Raw genomic sequence first — 16,138 nt, forward strand, 5'->3', positions numbered from 1 at the left:
GTGTTGTCCTAATCAAGTTATCTCTGGTCTTAGTCAACGTCCGGTTTTACCCAAACTTGGCTAAAGTCAAACCAACCGAGTGCATTGCACTTGGCGTTTTGCAGCGTACCGCATTGATCTTTGTTAACGCCTAACCAACAGTGGAACATTGGAATCAATTGATTGCTTTGCACCAATTGTTTACCTAACTGTCGTGCTGGGAATTGCTCAAACTCGCCAGAGCGCCAACGATCGATCATGTGACACCATTGATCGAAGTCTTCTGCCGGGCTAGATTCATCGAGAAAGCTGTAATCCATCAACCAGCCCGCTAACGCGTCATCTCTATTGTTGGCGATACCCATTGGATTGATCCAAATATCGACATTATCGGCGTGTGGAGGATCGGTTTCGTAACCATAAAGTTCAACGTCGACGTCATATTGCTTCAACACTGTAACAATAGCCTTCGCAAGAGTTGGAAACATTGGGTGTTGGCATTGGTAAGCCAATCTAATGGTTGGTTTCGCATTCGCTGGTGGACAAACCGGCGTGTTCAACTTGATGTCATACCAACCGGGCTTTATCCCATAAGCGTGTAACACTCCCAAATCGATAACAGTTTCTTTCGGAATGTGTACAAACAGATCGGCCGCATTCAAAGTATTAGATAGAAATTGCGCCCATGCAGGATCTTGTGCGATGCCCTTTTTTCGATTCAACAGTAGATAGGTACAGCCGGGATCAAGTTCGACTTCGTCACTATCGCCGCGATCCGCCATTACAGGCTTAGAAAGACTTGGGTAAACCATTGAAGAGTAAGCCTCATCAACAACCCAAACCTCAACACGATCAATCAATGGCCTAAAACCAAAATATCCGTTGAAAGCCGTTAATACGAGTTGTTTATCATCATTCTTTTCAATGCGATACGGGCCGGTACCAATCGGTCGAATATCGTAGTCTTCACCACGTAAAATCATCGGTAAGGTGACTTTGGCAACGGATTCAGTCAGAGCGAGTGGGAAGTGTTTATCTGGTCGCGTTAAAAAGACATCAACCACACAGTTTGCCGGAGAAGAGACGTCTTTTATATGTGAGAACATATTGAGAGGTTCGAGTGCTAGCAGCGTATCCACAACATGATTGGTTAACAAAGGCTCTCCGTTATGAAAACGGACTCCGGGTCTCAAGAAGAATCGCCATTGATAATCGCTGATTTTTTGCCATGAATGAGCAAGATCGGGCTGTAATTGATCGTTCTCATCCAAACGTGTTAACCCACTGAATACCTGACAGGTAATATGCTGCTCAGATCGTCGCATCGACTTTGTCGGGTTAAGCATAGAAAGCGGTCGGTAATAAGGCAAACGAATAACCTGCTCACCTTCCTGGTATTGCACACCCAAGTAATTTTGAATAACTTGAGTCAGCTTGGCTGCATTGCGATCAAGCACTGACAGCGCTTGTCCAATTTTCCCTTCTTGTAAGTAGCGTCTTGCTAAGTTTTCACTGACATCGCAACGATTCTGCTTAAATATAAGTTGAGATAACTTGCCTCGCCCAGCCGCAGGTAACCACTCAACCCATCCTTCTTCTTCAAGCTTATTGAGTACCATCCGGGCATTACGACGGGTACAACAAAGCACATCCGTGATGTCGTCGAGCTGAACATCAGAATCTTTACCATCGAAGTATTCAAACAGGGTTTCAAATTGAACGCGAAGTCTTGGGCTGCTCATAAAGAGGAAAACTTATTCAAAGGACATTGAATTCAGTTTCCCTATTTTAAGACTTAAAATCAATCTTACTGATGTGATTTTCTTGCGATTTATTAGGTATGGTGTCCTAATGTTTGATTCAAATAGAAGGTCTAAGTACTTTTGCAGTATACGATTACATCACATCGCAGCCGATTTCATTGGCAATATCTCGGAGCTGCTGTTCGTTGTCTAATTTAATCGACCACTTGCATTCAGAACCATTGGCTGAAATGACATTTGCCCCTTTTCCTATCAGTTGGATTGCATCAACTTGAGCTTGTAGCGTGACTCTGTGCTCACCATCCAAACGAACGACAAGCTCATATGCGGTTGCGATGATTTTCCCACTTTTAAACGTTATGACCATGGATTTCTCGGACTATTTTTAAATACAGATTACTTCTTATAAATACAAACACAGCTAACTAATGCTTAGCCTATTATCGCTTATGTTTCTTCACAGCAATAGTTAAACGACTTGTACAGACTAAGCGTTGACGCTCATCAGTGATGTTTATCTGCCATACTTGGGTAGACACACCCAAGTGAATAGGCTCAGCAGTACCGACAACATGGCCATCGCGCATTGATCTAACGTGGTTTGCGTTGATATCTAGCCCAACGCAATAGTAGCCTTCTGGAACGCAAAAATTAGCAGCCAATGAGCCAAGCGTTTCTGCTAATACAACCGATGCGCCGCCATGGAGCATACCTAAAGGTTGGTGGGTAAAATGACAAACCGGCATGGTTGCCACCAAAGAGTTGTCGTTGACCTCGGTGTATACAATATTGAGGTGTTCAATTAAGGTATTTTTTGAGGTCGCGTTGAAGATCTCTAGGTCAACGGGCTTTTTCCAAATACTCATGTAGGGTCCTTAATTATTGGCTTTGTTACGCGTGTGCAGTTTTATCATCGTTAATAGGTTGATAAAACCAATAACGTTAGCATTACTGCTGGGATTATTACCGAAATAGTTATCTTACTGCTACTAGCTATTACACAAGTTGATGTTAACATGCATAAAAACCGAATACACAGAGGATATTGTATGACGTCATGGATGAAGTTTGCCTCGCTTCTTACACTCGCTGGGCTAAGTGCATGCAGCGCTTCCCCAACAGGCAGAAACCAATTACTGCTTTTTTCAGATAAAGATATGTCTCAGCTTGGAGCACAGTCTTTTGAACAAATGAAGAAAGAACAACCCATCAGCAAAGATGCAAAAACGAACGCTTATGTACAGTGCGTTGCAAACAGCATCACGCAATACATTCCTAAACAAGGTTTTAGTGAATGGGAAGTTGTTGTCTTTGACAGTGACCAAGTAAACGCATTCGCCCTACCAGGCGGAAAAATTGGCGTATATACCGGGTTACTTAAGGTAGCGGTTAATCAAGACCAACTCGCGACAGTTATCGGGCACGAAGTGGCGCACGTTTTAGCAGACCACAGTAACGAGCGCCTATCTCAGTCTCAAATCGCTAACACTGGTTTATCGGTTACTAGCATCGCATTAGGCGCATCAGAATACAGCCAATATCAAGGTATGACGATGGCTGCTTTAGGTTTAGGCGTTCAGTATGGCGTTATTCTACCGTATGGGCGAACTCAAGAGTCTGAAGCCGATGTTGTTGGCCTAGAGTATATGGCTAGAGCTGGATTCGATCCTAACCAAAGTGTCGACCTATGGCAAAACATGGCGAAGGCATCGGGTGGTAATCAGCCCCCAGAACTGCTTTCTACACACCCTTCGCACAGTACGCGTATCAAAGATCTGCAAGCGACGATCAAAACGCTTCCCCAATCGGGTTCTCCAAGACCAAATTGCAAAGCGTAATTTACATTTGTCTAGACGCTAAACTTCGAATACAAAAATGCCCTATCCATATTGGCTAGGGCATTTTTTTGTTTTGATTCTTGTTAAGTACCAAGAATTTGCAATGGTAGGCTTAATAGCTGATCACCAGTAGATGCAAAATACCAGATAACACCAATCAAACTACTCACTAAACCCACATACCAAACAAACGACACGACTTGACCGTATTTGTCTAATGGTAACAAGTGACTGTGGTGACGCCCTTTCCATTCGAACAGTATTTCCACACTACCCATAATCAATAAGAAACCAAACAAGGTAAGATTCAACTGATAACTCAGTACCACACCAGCAACAGCTGCTGCGATACACAATACAATACCAAGCACGCTGTTCATTGAGAAACTGATACTTTTCAGTACATGTCCGCCATCGAGAGGCAAAATTGGCAATAGATTAAACAAGTTCAATAGCGCGTTGAATACCGCAAGCCCAGCAAAGAACATCTCGCCAGTGATCCAGTACAACACCATAAACACCAAAGACAATATCAATCCGAACAATGGCCCCATGATTGAGATAACTACATCTTGCCAGCGCGTATTGATCTTCTCATCGGATAACGCTAAACCACCAAGGAACGGTATCAAATAGATGCCTTTGGTCTTCATACCAAAGTATTTCATCGCTCTAATATGGCCGTATTCATGGAACATAAGGCAAGCGATTAGAGCTAAAGCAAATTGAATTGAAAACAGCCATGAATACGCAGCCAAGCTCGCTGAGGCAAGTACGACTTTGATTAGCTTGGCACTTTTTAATGCTTTCATACCAAGCGACACTAATCCAATTAAGCTAAAACGCTTCTCAGGTTTAGGTGCTACAACGGGAGTTTGTTGCTCGATGTCTTTAGTGTCTCGGTTACCTTCGGCAATCGTTTGACCATTGACGGAGGCTTTGTAGTACATCTCAAATGGCTGCCATTGAACTGACGCCTCGACGTGACACTGCAACGTATCTTCGCCAGATTGCAACATGAATGAGTGAGTTCGAGCATTATCTTGCTCTGAGGTCGCATCCAGTTGAGACACAAGTGTATTATCCCAGAACAGTTGTTGCCAACCAGCCATTGAACCTTCTAAACGAAGCGGTTTTCCAAGAAACTCTATCGCGAGTAATTCCAAACTTAAATTCCAATTTAATGCCATCGTAAATGAAACCGTATTATGCCGATTTAGCGATTAACGGTAAACACAAACGAAGTTGTTACATATTTAAGCAATTGAACACTATTTATTCCGATAATGCGCATATACATTCTGGTCACACCTCCAACCACAAATAAAGCATTGATTGTATGCATATTATAAATGTTAAAGTCCCGCCCCGTAAAATTATAACTTCACAAAATGATAACTCATTCTTTGACTTTACATGAAACATGAATTTAACATGTCATTTACATTGGAGCATCACAAATAAGAATGCTCAGTGTGTTTTCAACAATAAGAATGAGATTTGATGCCCTAGGAGGGTCAAGGATGAAAACAATACAACGCTCTCTCGTTTCGCTTTCTGTGCTATTTGCATGTAATTCACTTGCGGCTGGTTTCCAAGTTGCTGAGCATTCTGCCTCAGGCCTTGGACGCGCATTTTCAGGTGAAGGTGCAGTTGCCGACAACGCGAGTGTACTTGCGAGAAACCCCGCTGCAATGACCCTATTTGATACAGCCCAATTTTCAGGCTCGGTTTCTGTCGTTGATCCAGAAGTAGACATTACTCAAAACAATGTTCCAGGTTCTGGCGGGCAAAGTCAGACATCTAAAGACGTCGCTCCCCTTCAGATTGTACCTGGTGCTTACTACATTAGCCCAATCAATGAGCAATGGGCTTGGGGCATTGGTATGTTTTCCAACTACGGTGTTGCTACCGATTACCCAGATGATATCTACGCGGGTGATCTAGCTGGTGATACATCACTAATGTCTGTCAATTTAAACCCAAACGTAGCGTATAGAATCGACGACCAATTCAGCATTGGTGCTGGCGTAAACCTTGTTTATGCAGAAGCTGAACTCAACCGACACCAAGGTGCTATTTCAAATGTTACTGGTGATCCTTCGTCGACGAAGTTAATCAGTATGACTGGCGAAACATTCGCATTTGGTTGGAATGTGGGTGGCTTATATGAATTGAATGAAAACAATCGATTTTCTATCGCTTATCGTTCGGAAGTTGACCTTGATTTTGACGATGGTGATTTCAAAGATTACACCGGTGGAATCGTACAAGGTAGCGCAACTGCAACGACTGGCCGCTTAAAAATTACCTTACCTTCAATTATTGAAATATCGGCTTTCCACCAACTGACCGATCAGTGGGCTATCCACTACGGTTGGCAACAAACGGGTTGGAGCAGTTTTAAAGAACTTAAAGCAACCAGTCCAGATTGTACAAATGGTGAGTGTTTCAAAAAGACGGAACACTACGAGGATAACAACCGCTACTCGTTGGGTGCGACTTATCAGTTGAATAAAGAGTGGACTCTAAGAGCGGGTCTTGCTTATGACGAACAAGCAGGCCAAACGACTTTAAGTATCCCAGACAGCGATCGTTACTGGTACAGCACAGGTTTGACTTACCAGTACAGCCCAGATCTTTCTATTGATGCTGGTTTTGCCCTTGTACAAAGCAAAGGTGGTGACTTCACTGAGACCAATAAATTGGGTCAAAAGCTTGAATTTTCAGGTGATGCAGTAGCTTACTTATCTGCAATTCAATTGAACTACACCTTTAACTAAACGGAATTCAAACATGAAAAAGTTATTTAGTGTTTCGCTGCTTGCTTCGGCGATATTTCTTGCAGGTTGTGGTGATGACTCTTCGAGTTCAGGTGCCTCAACTGCCGTTAAATATGAGCAGTACATTCAAGATTCACTGGCTCGCACAACGAGTATTAAGTTTCATCTAAGTGGTGCGAACAAAGCGGTTCCACTGCCAAGCTTTGCTTTGATGGACACGACGGATGGCACTCTCGGGTTACCAACGGGTGGTAAAGATTCGTTAACGAATCCAATTGCGGCAATGAACACAATGGATGGCTGGTCTACTTCGATGCCAATCGTTATGAATTTCGAAGGTACCGGTCTTGCCGACGGTGTCGCGACCGGCGGCGTTTACATTCTAAAACTTAGCAGTTCACTCACATCCACAACACCACCAACGGTTACAGGCGTGTTGACTCTAGGTACGCACTTTAATGTGGTATCTAGCGCAGCAACGGATGCCTTTACTATTGTATTTAAAGATTCACTCGATGCTTCAAGCGAATATGTGTTGGCACTGTCGAATGAACTGGCCGATGTTAATGGCGACCCGGTAGGTATGTCGTCAAGCTACGCGGCTCTGAAATCAAGTTCAGTAACGTATACTGACGGCAGCTTAGCTCAAGCTCAGAAAGTAACTCAGGGTGTAGAGCAAATCTTTGCAGGGGCGAATGCCGCCGGCAAGGTTAGCCTTGATACCAAAGACATCATCTACTCGACGTGGTTTACCACCGAGTCGGTTGGCGGTTCGCTTTTCGCGACAAAAGCAGCAACAGCGACTGGGTTGGCTTCTGCGAACCTAAATGGTGTATGGAAAGGCAGTGCAAACCCTAATTCGGTTGACCTAAAAGCCGCTTACACTATGTCATTTCTTCCTGCAGTAACATTCAAAACAGCATTAGCCAATGACACTGATTTTGATAAATACATTGGTGGCGGCGACTCGACTAAGATTGCTAAAGCCAAATTTGCTATTGGGGCGATGTACGATGCATCAAGTGCAGATGTCAATGTAAGTCAAGGGTCGGTTAAGTTACCTCACTACTTAGAAACAAGCAGCAGCAAATGGAATACTCAGCCGTTTGAATCCGCTATGCCTAGCCTAGCTAAGGTTTCAAATGCTCTAAGTAATAGTGCAGAAAAGGCGAACATGGCCGCTCAGCTTATTGCTGCTGGTATTGATGCAAGTATATTAGCGACAAGTCAAACAGAGCAGCTTAAACTCATTGGTTTAAATTTGACTCTTAAAGATGGTTCAGCACTTGATAGCGAGCGAGTCATCACCAAATACTCACCTGTTCCTCAAGTTAAATCATTAGAAGACGTCGAACTCTTACTGTTTACGCCAAATGGTTCTGATCCTACTAATGTTGTGATCTACCAACACGGTATCACCTCAGCGAAAGAAAACGCTTATGCTTTCGCTTACAACCTTGCAAAAGCAGGTGTAGCTGTATTGGCGATTGACTTACCGCTCCATGGTACACGTAGTTTAGATGATACTCGTTCGGCAAACGCTGACGTGTTAGCTTATCTGAACTTGGCGAACTTACCCGTCGCTCGCGATAACGTGCGTCAAAGTGCGCTTGATGTTATGGGCTTACGCGCATCTTTAGCCGTTTCATTAAAAGCTGGGGCACTCACAACGTCTCCATTGAAGGCATTTAATCTAACTACTGGCTCACAAGTGAAGTTCTTAGGCCACTCGCTAGGTGGTATTGTTGGAACAACAGCAGTTGCAGCCTCTAACCGTACTCTCGGTAGTGTCGCAGCTAATTCGCTTTACTCATTCAGTTCAGCAGCAATTGAAAACTCAGGGGGACAAATATCTAACCTTCTGCTTGGTTCTACAGAGTTTGGCCCTCAAGTTAAGCACAGCGTTGCATTGAGCGCTTCAACTGAGTACGCAGGCTTCGCAACCGCTAACTGTGGAAGTCTTACTAGCAAACAGTGCTACACAACGTTTGAAGCAAACGCGACCGCTGCGCAAAAAGCTACCATGACGGCCGCTTTTCAGCAGTTCGCTTATGCTGCACAAACTGTGTTGGATACTGTGGATCCGTTTACCAATGCTTCTTACCTAGTTGCTTCTGGTTCACCTCTTTTGCCTATTTATATGGCTCAAGTGCAAGGTGACGATACAGTACCAAACTCTGTCGCAAACGCTCCGTTCGCGGGAACGACACCGTTAGCAACTAAGTTAGGCCTCAAGGTGGTTGATTCGAGTAACACAAGCCCTGATGGTGCGAAGGACTTTGTTAAGTTCAGCGATGTTGCTGCGCACAGTACGTTTGTAGTTCCGCAAGATAAGACGACACCGACACCTTTGGATGCAGATCATCATGTCAGTATGCAGGCACAAGCTGTAGATTTCCTAATTGACAACGCGCTAACTTCAGCATCAATAACAGGTTCCTTCTTAGAATAAAAAACGTTGCTACTAAACAAATGCCAGCCTAACCGCTGGCATTTTTGTTTCTGCGGCCAATCAACCTTCTCTAGCTAACCGTTTGCATACAACGTTAAAACACAAATGGTTGATCTCGGCTAAAATTAATCAAGACAGAATACCGTACGACCTCTTTCTTTATTGAAAATAAAGTGGATAATAGCCCCCGTAATTAATACCTAATAAATGTGAGTCCATTATGTCTTCTGAAGCTACTATGCTAGAACGCTGCCAATCTAAATGTGAACTATGTGGTTCTGATTCTTCTCTTACTGCGTACGCGGTACCGCCACACAGCCACGTAACAGTGGATCACGGCATTATGGTATGTGACAAATGCCTTGGTGAGATTGACGAGCCTAAAGATATCAACCACTGGCGCTGCCTAAGCGACAGCATGTGGAGTCAAGAGGCACCAGTTCAAGTAACGGCATGGCGTCAACTTACTCGTCTGAACACTGAAAGCTGGGCTCAAGACGCACTAGACATGATGTACCTTGAAGAAGAAACATCAGTTTGGGCACAAATCGGCATGTCTGCTGATGATAAGCCTCTTGATGTGAACGGCGTTGAACTTAAGAAAGGTGACGACGTAACAGTAATCAAAGACCTGCCAATCAAAGGGACTAACCAAGTGATTAAGCAAGGTACTGTTATCCGTGGCATCAGCGTTGGTGACGATCCTAAGCTTGTTTCTGGTAAAACAAATGGCGGTCAATCAATGTACGTAATCGCTGAGTTCTGCCGTAAGAAGTAATGACTTTTTACTCGTAGAATTAAGAAAGGCGCTCAATTGAGCGCCTTTCTTGTATCTACAATCTAACCATTCTTAATTTAGTTATTTCTCAACCAAACATCTTGGTTTTTAGGTGCTTTCTTCTTTTTCTTCTTGCCAGTTCCTGCTGGTGGCGCAACCGGTTTTAATGCAGCAACAAGTGCAGCGGTTGCTTCTTCATCCACTTCAAAGCCTTCGATTTGCTCACGCTCAAGACGAATTTTGTTCTTCTTCTCGATGATTGTGAAGTGATGGTAGTCTTCGTGATCGATCAATGATAATGCTAAACCAACCTCTCCTGCACGACCGCTTCGGCCAATACGGTGCATGTAGTCTGATGGGCTACGCGGTAAGTCAAAGTTGATTACTACAGGAAGCTTTTCAATATCCAGACCACGAGCTGCGATGTCTGTCGCGATCAGAACGTCAATCTCGCCAGATTTAAAATCTTCTAGGATACGAGTACGTGAACCCTGACCTTTATCACCGTGGAATACTTCCGCAATGATACCGCGCTTGTATAGCTTGTCTGCCAAATGTTCACAGCTGTTCTTCGCATTCACGAAGATCAGAGCTTGGCGCCATTCGTGTTGCTGAATCAGGTGCGCTAACAAAGCTGTCTTACGACCTTTCTCTACTTCGAATACTCGCTGAACTAGCGTGCTCGCATTGGCACTTTGAAGTTGGACTTCAATTGGGTCGTTCAGTAATTCGTGAGTCAACGTTTTAACTTGCTCAGGGAAAGTCGCAGAGAACAACAGAGTTTGCTTCTTGCTAGGTAGAAGTTTCAAGATCGCATCAAGTTCTTCTGTAAAGCCAAGGCTCAACATACGGTCTGCTTCATCAAGCACTAACGTTTTTACTTTATCGAGTTTGATAGCGTTGCTTGAGATCAGATCAAGCAAACGACCCGGTGTTGCCACCAAGATATCTGTACCGCCACGCAGCGCTTGCATCTGAGTGTTCACCGATACACCACCGAATACACAAACGGTTTTAATTGCACCGTTGAAATGCACTGCGTAAGACTTAACGCTATCAGCCACTTGCTTAGCAAGCTCACGTGTAGGAACCAAGATAAGGCCAGAAACATAGTTACCTTTGCCTGAACGACGGTCCAGAGGTGCATCTTCATGAATCTTTTGTAACAGTGGAAGTGCAAATGCTGCAGTTTTACCTGAACCTGTATTTGCGCCTGCAATTAGGTCGCGTCCTGCTAACACACTTGGAATAACTTTCGCTTGGATAGGCGTTGGCTGTTGGTATTCAAGCTCGGTAAGACGAGCCATCAAAGGAGAGATTAAGCCAAGATCAGAGAAGTTGGTTGGTGTTGTGGTGTTAGTCATTAATTGCAGGAACTCAAAGCTAAAATAATAGCGCGCTATATTAACGTATTTCAGCAGTATTACGTAACTAAATCGCCCCTTTCTCTCGTGTTTTAGCAATGAGCCCCCACTACAACACATCCAGTATCAAGTTATCGCAAGTTTAATTCAGCCATCCTGCTACCGTTTGTTCCGGTGTATACGAGTTAGGTTCGGTTAACCACACGGCTACTGCGTCTGGTGTGGCGACTAAAGGAGAGAAATCGATATTGAATTGCCATTCAGACTCACCACGTCGATAGCCGTCATAAACCACGATAAAATCGTGCTCAAGTTTCTTACCTCTGTTCTCGCCCGCTTCAACGCTGGTGACTTCGTTCATCGCCAACAAGGCAATATGAGCGACATAATCACCTTTGCCTTCGTAGTGCACGCTGAACGTATCGCCTTTATGATTGACGGTTAGCTTAGGGTTACTTTGTTGTTGGAGCGATGGCAAGGTTCTGTCTAGCCAATTAAAGTAACCGCGCCACTCTTTTCCATCGACGACAAAGCCCGGAGTATAAACGCCACTTGTTACTCCATAAGCTTTGTACAAGCGTTGCTTTTGACTGAATGCCTTGCTAGCGAACTTGTCTCCCCACCCTAGGTAATCCCAGTAATCGACGTGATAGGCGAGCGGAATGACTTGTGTCCAAAGATTAGGGTGGTCTTCAAAAGTACTAAGGTAGGCATCAGCAGGCGGACAACTTGAACAACCTTCAGAGGTGAACAGTTCGATAACCTGCGCAGGTTGACCTTCATTACTCCAGGTTTGTGCCATCGACACAGAAGAGTAAAAGCCGATCGGTAAGGCAAGTAAACAGAGTTTAATCAATGATGAGTTGCGGCTGGCGTGTGACATACCGTGATCCTTGTACGAAGCGAATTTACTGGCGCTCAAATACAGACCGTTATGCCTAAGTATTTCTTTCAGGTGATGAGTTTTCAGGTGCTTAGTTTATTTCAAATGCTTAGTTTCTTTGAGATACACAGCTTATTGCAGATACAAACAAGCCAGCTTCAGAAGCTGGCTTTTTCTTAAAATTCTATATTTTTACATGTTAACGCAGAGATTAACGGTTGATACCGATATCGCGTTGCATGTGACCAGATAGGTCGCTTGAGTAGTAACTACGTGGAGAGTTGTCTACAAAAAGAATATCGAAAATGTGTGCAATCAATCCTTTGAAGTTAACCGAGTAGGTCTTCTTATCCATAGAGTTAGGAACAGCGATAGTATTCATTTGCATTGCTTGAGCCATGATTGCCTCTCTATAAATTTGTTTAAGTGGTTCGTTCTGATGACAAGAATAATAGGTGATTTTTTACACGTTAAAAAATGACTAAATTTGAATATTAAGATTAGTTTTTCTAATAAAACAAACCATTAACAATACATGGGAATACATATTCACAAATGGTGACTATAAATTCACAATGGCGTTAAAATCATGCATTTAGTACAAATACCCTTCAAATCACAGTGGCCAATGTCACAGAAATTTTACATAAATAAATTTTCCACTTCATCGACCACGTACCGATTATAAACTTTTCGATAAGTTATATTTGTTTCTAATTCACTTGTTCAATGTCTGGCTTCTTCGCATAAATCGACGCTATAACCGCAATCGTCATAGTAGAAATCAGCACCGCTAACGACCAATACGTTGGGATAGCCCATTCGCTGTCGACCAGTAGCATTTTCACACCAATGAAGACCATGATGAACGCCAATGCTGGCTTCAAGTAGATGAACTTATCCATCATGCCTTGCAGAACAAAGTACAAAGAGCGAAGGCCAAGTAGCGCAAATACGTTTGCAGCAAGTACCAGGAACGGTTCTTGCGTCACAGCAAAGATAGCTGGGATAGAATCCAGTGCAAACATCACATCCATGACTGCAATCGCACCGATCACCAACATCATTGGAGTGAATGCCCATTTAACGCCTTGTTTAACCATTAATGCAGGACCATGAAAATCCTCTGTTACCGGCATCACTTTACGAAGTAACTTCTCTGGTAATGTATTTACACTTTCCTCTTCGCCCTTGTCTAACGCCAGCTTAATACCAGTACCAATCAAGAACGCAGCAAACACGTAAAGTACCCAGTGGTATTCAGCCAACAGCTGTGCGCCTAGTGCAATCATAATTGCACGAAGTACCAATGCACCAATTACGCCCCAAAGAAGCGCACGTGGTCTTAGATGATCAGGAACTTGGTATTGAGCAAAGATCATCGCGAAAACAAACAGGTTGTCTACACTGAGTGATTTTTCTAGCAAGTAACCCGTAATGAATGACACGGTTGCTTTTTGCGCTGTGTAGTCACTATTTGGCGCATAAATGTCCCAGAATAAGTAAATAGAACCAGCAAACAAAAATGCAAGTACAAACCAAAAAACGCTCCAGATTGCCGCTTTTTTAATTGTGACGTTCCCACCACGAGTCTGATAGATATCAATTGAGACGAGAATCACTGTTAGCAGGAAAAAACCCGCATAAGTCGTCATGATTGGCGATGAAAAAAAGGATTCACTATTTGTAGATAATAGAGATTGAGTTGAGTTCATTATTCCTCCGGGCGGAAGAACTTTATAAAGACCTTCCGCAAACAAAACATATCAAGTTCCACGACGGATCTTGATTGTGATTGCGTTGGTCTCGTTGAAGTGAAATATGGGATTTCACCTTTACATACCGGATAGGCTCTTAGCCTAACGAGATGACGACATGTAAACTTGCGCTAACTACTCCCCAAACGCGTGGATAATATTCCCCTATTTGTGTTTCGTCTATTAAAATTTGCACTAGAAATACAAAAAAGGAGCAAATGCTCCTTTCTTATTGATGCCACCCTGTCAAATAGACACTCGAATTGATTCTAAGAATAAATCCGCTAACCAAATTCACGATGGCACTGCGTAGTTACACTGCAAAACGATCAAGTAATAATTCTGCGCAAATTACTATCTTGCGTAAATTACAATCCTGCAGTCGGTATCAAATAAACTAACGCGGACCAAACCGATACCCAACCAACCACCGCTACTGCATCTAACCAATCTTTCTTATCCATGCTTATCTCCACAAGAAGTGTGACCTGCAGGAATAAAGCATAAACAATGCCAAATTTATAAACAGCTAGAACTAATAATGTTAAGTGCAAGCATTGACGCTGGCTATCTAAAACACTCCATGCAATTCAGCGGTTCATTGTGTTTAAGAGATTCTGGGTATTCTTGTAGAAACTCGATAAAACAGTCTGCCATAGAATCGGTCGTCACCACGCCATCACCTATCATATCTAAGACGGCGTTATAGCCCTCTTTTCCTTTCATGGTGTAGGCTGACGACGCGCCTCGGTAAATTCGGTCACGAGAAACTGGCTGCCAACCGGATGTTTCAGAGTGTATTTCTAAATGGTGAATCCTATGCCCTATAGGCGCTTCTTTGTGGTAACAGAACCTTAGATTATGAGTATAAGGAAAGCTGCCGGAACCTGTGCCCACGACACCATTATCGATCGCGTTATTGATTGCACCTTCAAGCATGCCAGCGATCGTTTCACCTTTTACTTCATACACACCAATGGGTACGGCAAACGGTAGTAGTTTTCCGGCAATATCGGCAACGGATACATCACCACTATTGAGTGAATTTCGCACTCCACCAGAGTTGTGAATCGCAAATTCAACCTGATGCCCTTTTTTGTTCATTAGGTAGTGAAATGATTGAGCAACCAAGGGCGCAAGCTGACTTGGACCTTTCTCATCCGGGATCCGAATATGGCGCAGTGTTGTGTCTGCATGAGCAATCACTTGTTGCTGAAGCTTTCGAACTCTCGGCTGGTATTTATCCGTCAAAATACTCTGCAGCTCAGGATCTTTTTTACACACTGCAATATTAGGGTGATTATTCAAAAACTCACACGCCATATCATGAGCGTCGTCTTGCCCGACTTCACTTAGCTTTGCATCTATAAACAGTCGACGGCCTAACAGCAGTTCGTTCTTACCGTTGAAGTGAGTCACTTTGCCTTCAGTATCGAACTCGATTTCGCAGTGTCCTAGGCTCATGGCGTGGAAACCCGCTTGCACAACATAGGTGTCACCGACTTTCACACCGTAGTCATCGTCTTTGACTAAGCCGATATCAGAGAAGTCGCCCTGCAAGCGGTGGCTATGCCCTCCCACAATGACACCAATACCTGTTACGCTGGCTGCTAACTCTAAATCAGCTTCGTAACCAAGATGACTAAGTAACACAATCTTGTTGATGCCAGCTTTACGAATCTGCTCAATGGTCGCTTTTGCGGTTTCTAAAGCGTTTTCAAACGGAGTATCGATATCTGGATTAGCAATGCCTGCCATCTTGTCGATGCTTAAGCCGAATATTGCAACCTTCTCGCCATCAAATTCTTTCGTTATAAAAGAGGCACTTCGTGTTTCAGTCAGATAAGGCTTAACAATTTCGTTGTCCGCTAAGGTATGAGTTTTATTGATATCCTCATTCGATAGATTCCAGTTACCGGCCAACAGTGGGAATTTGATTCTTTTCGCGAAAATCGCAACGGGCTCATTACCCATGTCTAGCTCGTGATTGCCGAGCGTCATGGCATCTATATTAAGGGCGTTCAACAAATCGGCGTTGGCTTTTCCCTTGAATAAAGAAAAGTACAAAGTGCCCTGGAAGCAGTCACCAGCATGCAGGAACAGGGTTCCAACCTTCTGACGCTGGGCATCTTGTTCTATTTGTTTAAAGCGTGTTGAAATTCGAGCAAAACCACCAGCACTCACATAAGGTTCAATGATGTGGTTGTTCATTTTAAGTGATAGCTGTAACGAGGTTGGTTCAAAGTATGAGTGGGTGTCGTTGATGTGTGCCAACACTATTTTTGTCGGCTTATTCTTTTTAGTCATATTTTCTTCTCTCTTTGTCCCTTCATACTAGGTCGAGAATCATGACAGAATCGTGAATTTTATGAAACTGCACTGCAAAAAAATACTCGAGATAGATCGAAAATCTCATTTTGCACCGTATAAATAAACAACGGGTTTTGTGACAGGTGAGCATACCAGATTTGTGTTTTTCGATTATGATTAAAGATATCTGTTAGCTTTCAAACAATTAGCAGAGCCTTCCGTTAGGAGTAA

Annotated in this window: 13 protein-coding genes; 4 read left to right on the forward strand and 9 right to left on the reverse strand. The window is 43.5% G+C overall.

The features are described 5' to 3' along the window. Positions 1-29: 29 nt before the first annotated feature. From AB6C75_RS02065 to AB6C75_RS02075, 3 genes are all read right to left on the reverse strand, one after another. Positions 30-1,721, reverse strand: a complete 1,692-nt coding sequence (locus AB6C75_RS02065; protein ID WP_372106661.1) for an SgrR family transcriptional regulator — start codon at positions 1,719-1,721, stop codon at positions 30-32. Positions 1,722-1,875: 154 nt separating this feature from the next. Beyond that, entirely contained in the window at positions 1,876-2,109 is a 234-nt protein-coding gene (locus tag AB6C75_RS02070) for a DUF3389 domain-containing protein (RefSeq protein WP_372106663.1), read from the reverse strand. A 73-nt stretch (positions 2,110-2,182) separates the two neighbouring features. Continuing rightward, complete coding sequence (locus AB6C75_RS02075) at positions 2,183-2,608, reverse strand: hotdog fold thioesterase (protein WP_009845321.1); 426 nt, start codon at positions 2,606-2,608, stop codon at positions 2,183-2,185. A gap of 183 nt (positions 2,609-2,791) precedes the next feature. Here AB6C75_RS02075 and AB6C75_RS02080 point away from each other — a divergent pair, with 183 nt between their 5' ends. After that, positions 2,792-3,580, forward strand: coding sequence for a M48 family metallopeptidase (locus AB6C75_RS02080; RefSeq protein WP_012600658.1), 789 nt, complete (start codon positions 2,792-2,794; stop codon positions 3,578-3,580). An 83-nt stretch (positions 3,581-3,663) separates the two neighbouring features. Here AB6C75_RS02080 and AB6C75_RS02085 read toward each other — a convergent pair whose 3' ends face one another. Beyond that, positions 3,664-4,746 (reverse strand): site-2 protease family protein, encoded by a 1,083-nt coding sequence (locus AB6C75_RS02085; RefSeq protein WP_065679001.1) that lies wholly within the window; start codon positions 4,744-4,746, stop codon positions 3,664-3,666. A gap of 357 nt (positions 4,747-5,103) precedes the next feature. Between AB6C75_RS02085 and AB6C75_RS02090 the strand changes: the two genes are divergently transcribed. The 3 genes from AB6C75_RS02090 to AB6C75_RS02100 all read left to right on the forward strand — a co-directional run bounded on the left by AB6C75_RS02090 (position 5,104) and on the right by AB6C75_RS02100 (position 9,593). Next, the gene (locus tag AB6C75_RS02090; RefSeq protein WP_017100538.1) at positions 5,104-6,363 is read left to right on the forward strand and encodes an outer membrane protein transport protein; all 1,260 of its coding nucleotides are present in this window, start codon (positions 5,104-5,106) and stop codon (positions 6,361-6,363) included. 13 nt (positions 6,364-6,376) lie between these two features. Continuing rightward, the gene (locus tag AB6C75_RS02095) at positions 6,377-8,815 is read left to right on the forward strand and encodes a VolA/Pla-1 family phospholipase (protein WP_372106666.1); all 2,439 of its coding nucleotides are present in this window, start codon (positions 6,377-6,379) and stop codon (positions 8,813-8,815) included. A gap of 220 nt (positions 8,816-9,035) precedes the next feature. Then, on the forward strand, positions 9,036-9,593 hold the full coding sequence (locus AB6C75_RS02100; protein ID WP_009845316.1) for a PhnA domain-containing protein: 558 nt from the start codon (positions 9,036-9,038) through the stop codon (positions 9,591-9,593). Between the two features lie 77 nt (positions 9,594-9,670). Here the strand turns inward: AB6C75_RS02100 and AB6C75_RS02105 are convergent, their stop codons facing one another. The 5 genes from AB6C75_RS02105 to AB6C75_RS02125 form a co-directional block, all read right to left on the reverse strand. Continuing rightward, positions 9,671-10,957, reverse strand: a complete 1,287-nt coding sequence (locus AB6C75_RS02105; RefSeq protein WP_372106668.1) for a DEAD/DEAH box helicase — start codon at positions 10,955-10,957, stop codon at positions 9,671-9,673. Between the two features lie 142 nt (positions 10,958-11,099). After that, positions 11,100-11,840 carry a DUF1223 domain-containing protein gene (locus AB6C75_RS02110; protein ID WP_372106670.1) on the reverse strand — a complete coding sequence of 247 codons (741 nt, stop codon included), beginning with the start codon at positions 11,838-11,840 and terminating at the stop codon, positions 11,100-11,102. Between the two features lie 211 nt (positions 11,841-12,051). Continuing rightward, entirely contained in the window at positions 12,052-12,240 is a 189-nt protein-coding gene (locus AB6C75_RS02115; protein WP_009845310.1) for a hypothetical protein, read from the reverse strand. Positions 12,241-12,553: 313 nt separating this feature from the next. Further along, positions 12,554-13,555, reverse strand: a complete 1,002-nt coding sequence (locus tag AB6C75_RS02120) for a TerC/Alx family metal homeostasis membrane protein (RefSeq protein WP_372106672.1) — start codon at positions 13,553-13,555, stop codon at positions 12,554-12,556. A 609-nt stretch (positions 13,556-14,164) separates the two neighbouring features. Continuing rightward, a complete protein-coding gene (locus tag AB6C75_RS02125; RefSeq protein WP_372047159.1) occupies positions 14,165-15,904 on the reverse strand; it encodes a bifunctional UDP-sugar hydrolase/5'-nucleotidase in 1,740 nt (579 codons plus the stop codon). Positions 15,905-16,138 lie beyond the last annotated feature (234 nt).

Source organism: Vibrio sp. 10N.237.312.B06 (assembly GCF_041464685.1).
GTDB classification, from domain to species: domain Bacteria; phylum Pseudomonadota; class Gammaproteobacteria; order Enterobacterales; family Vibrionaceae; genus Vibrio; species Vibrio tasmaniensis_A.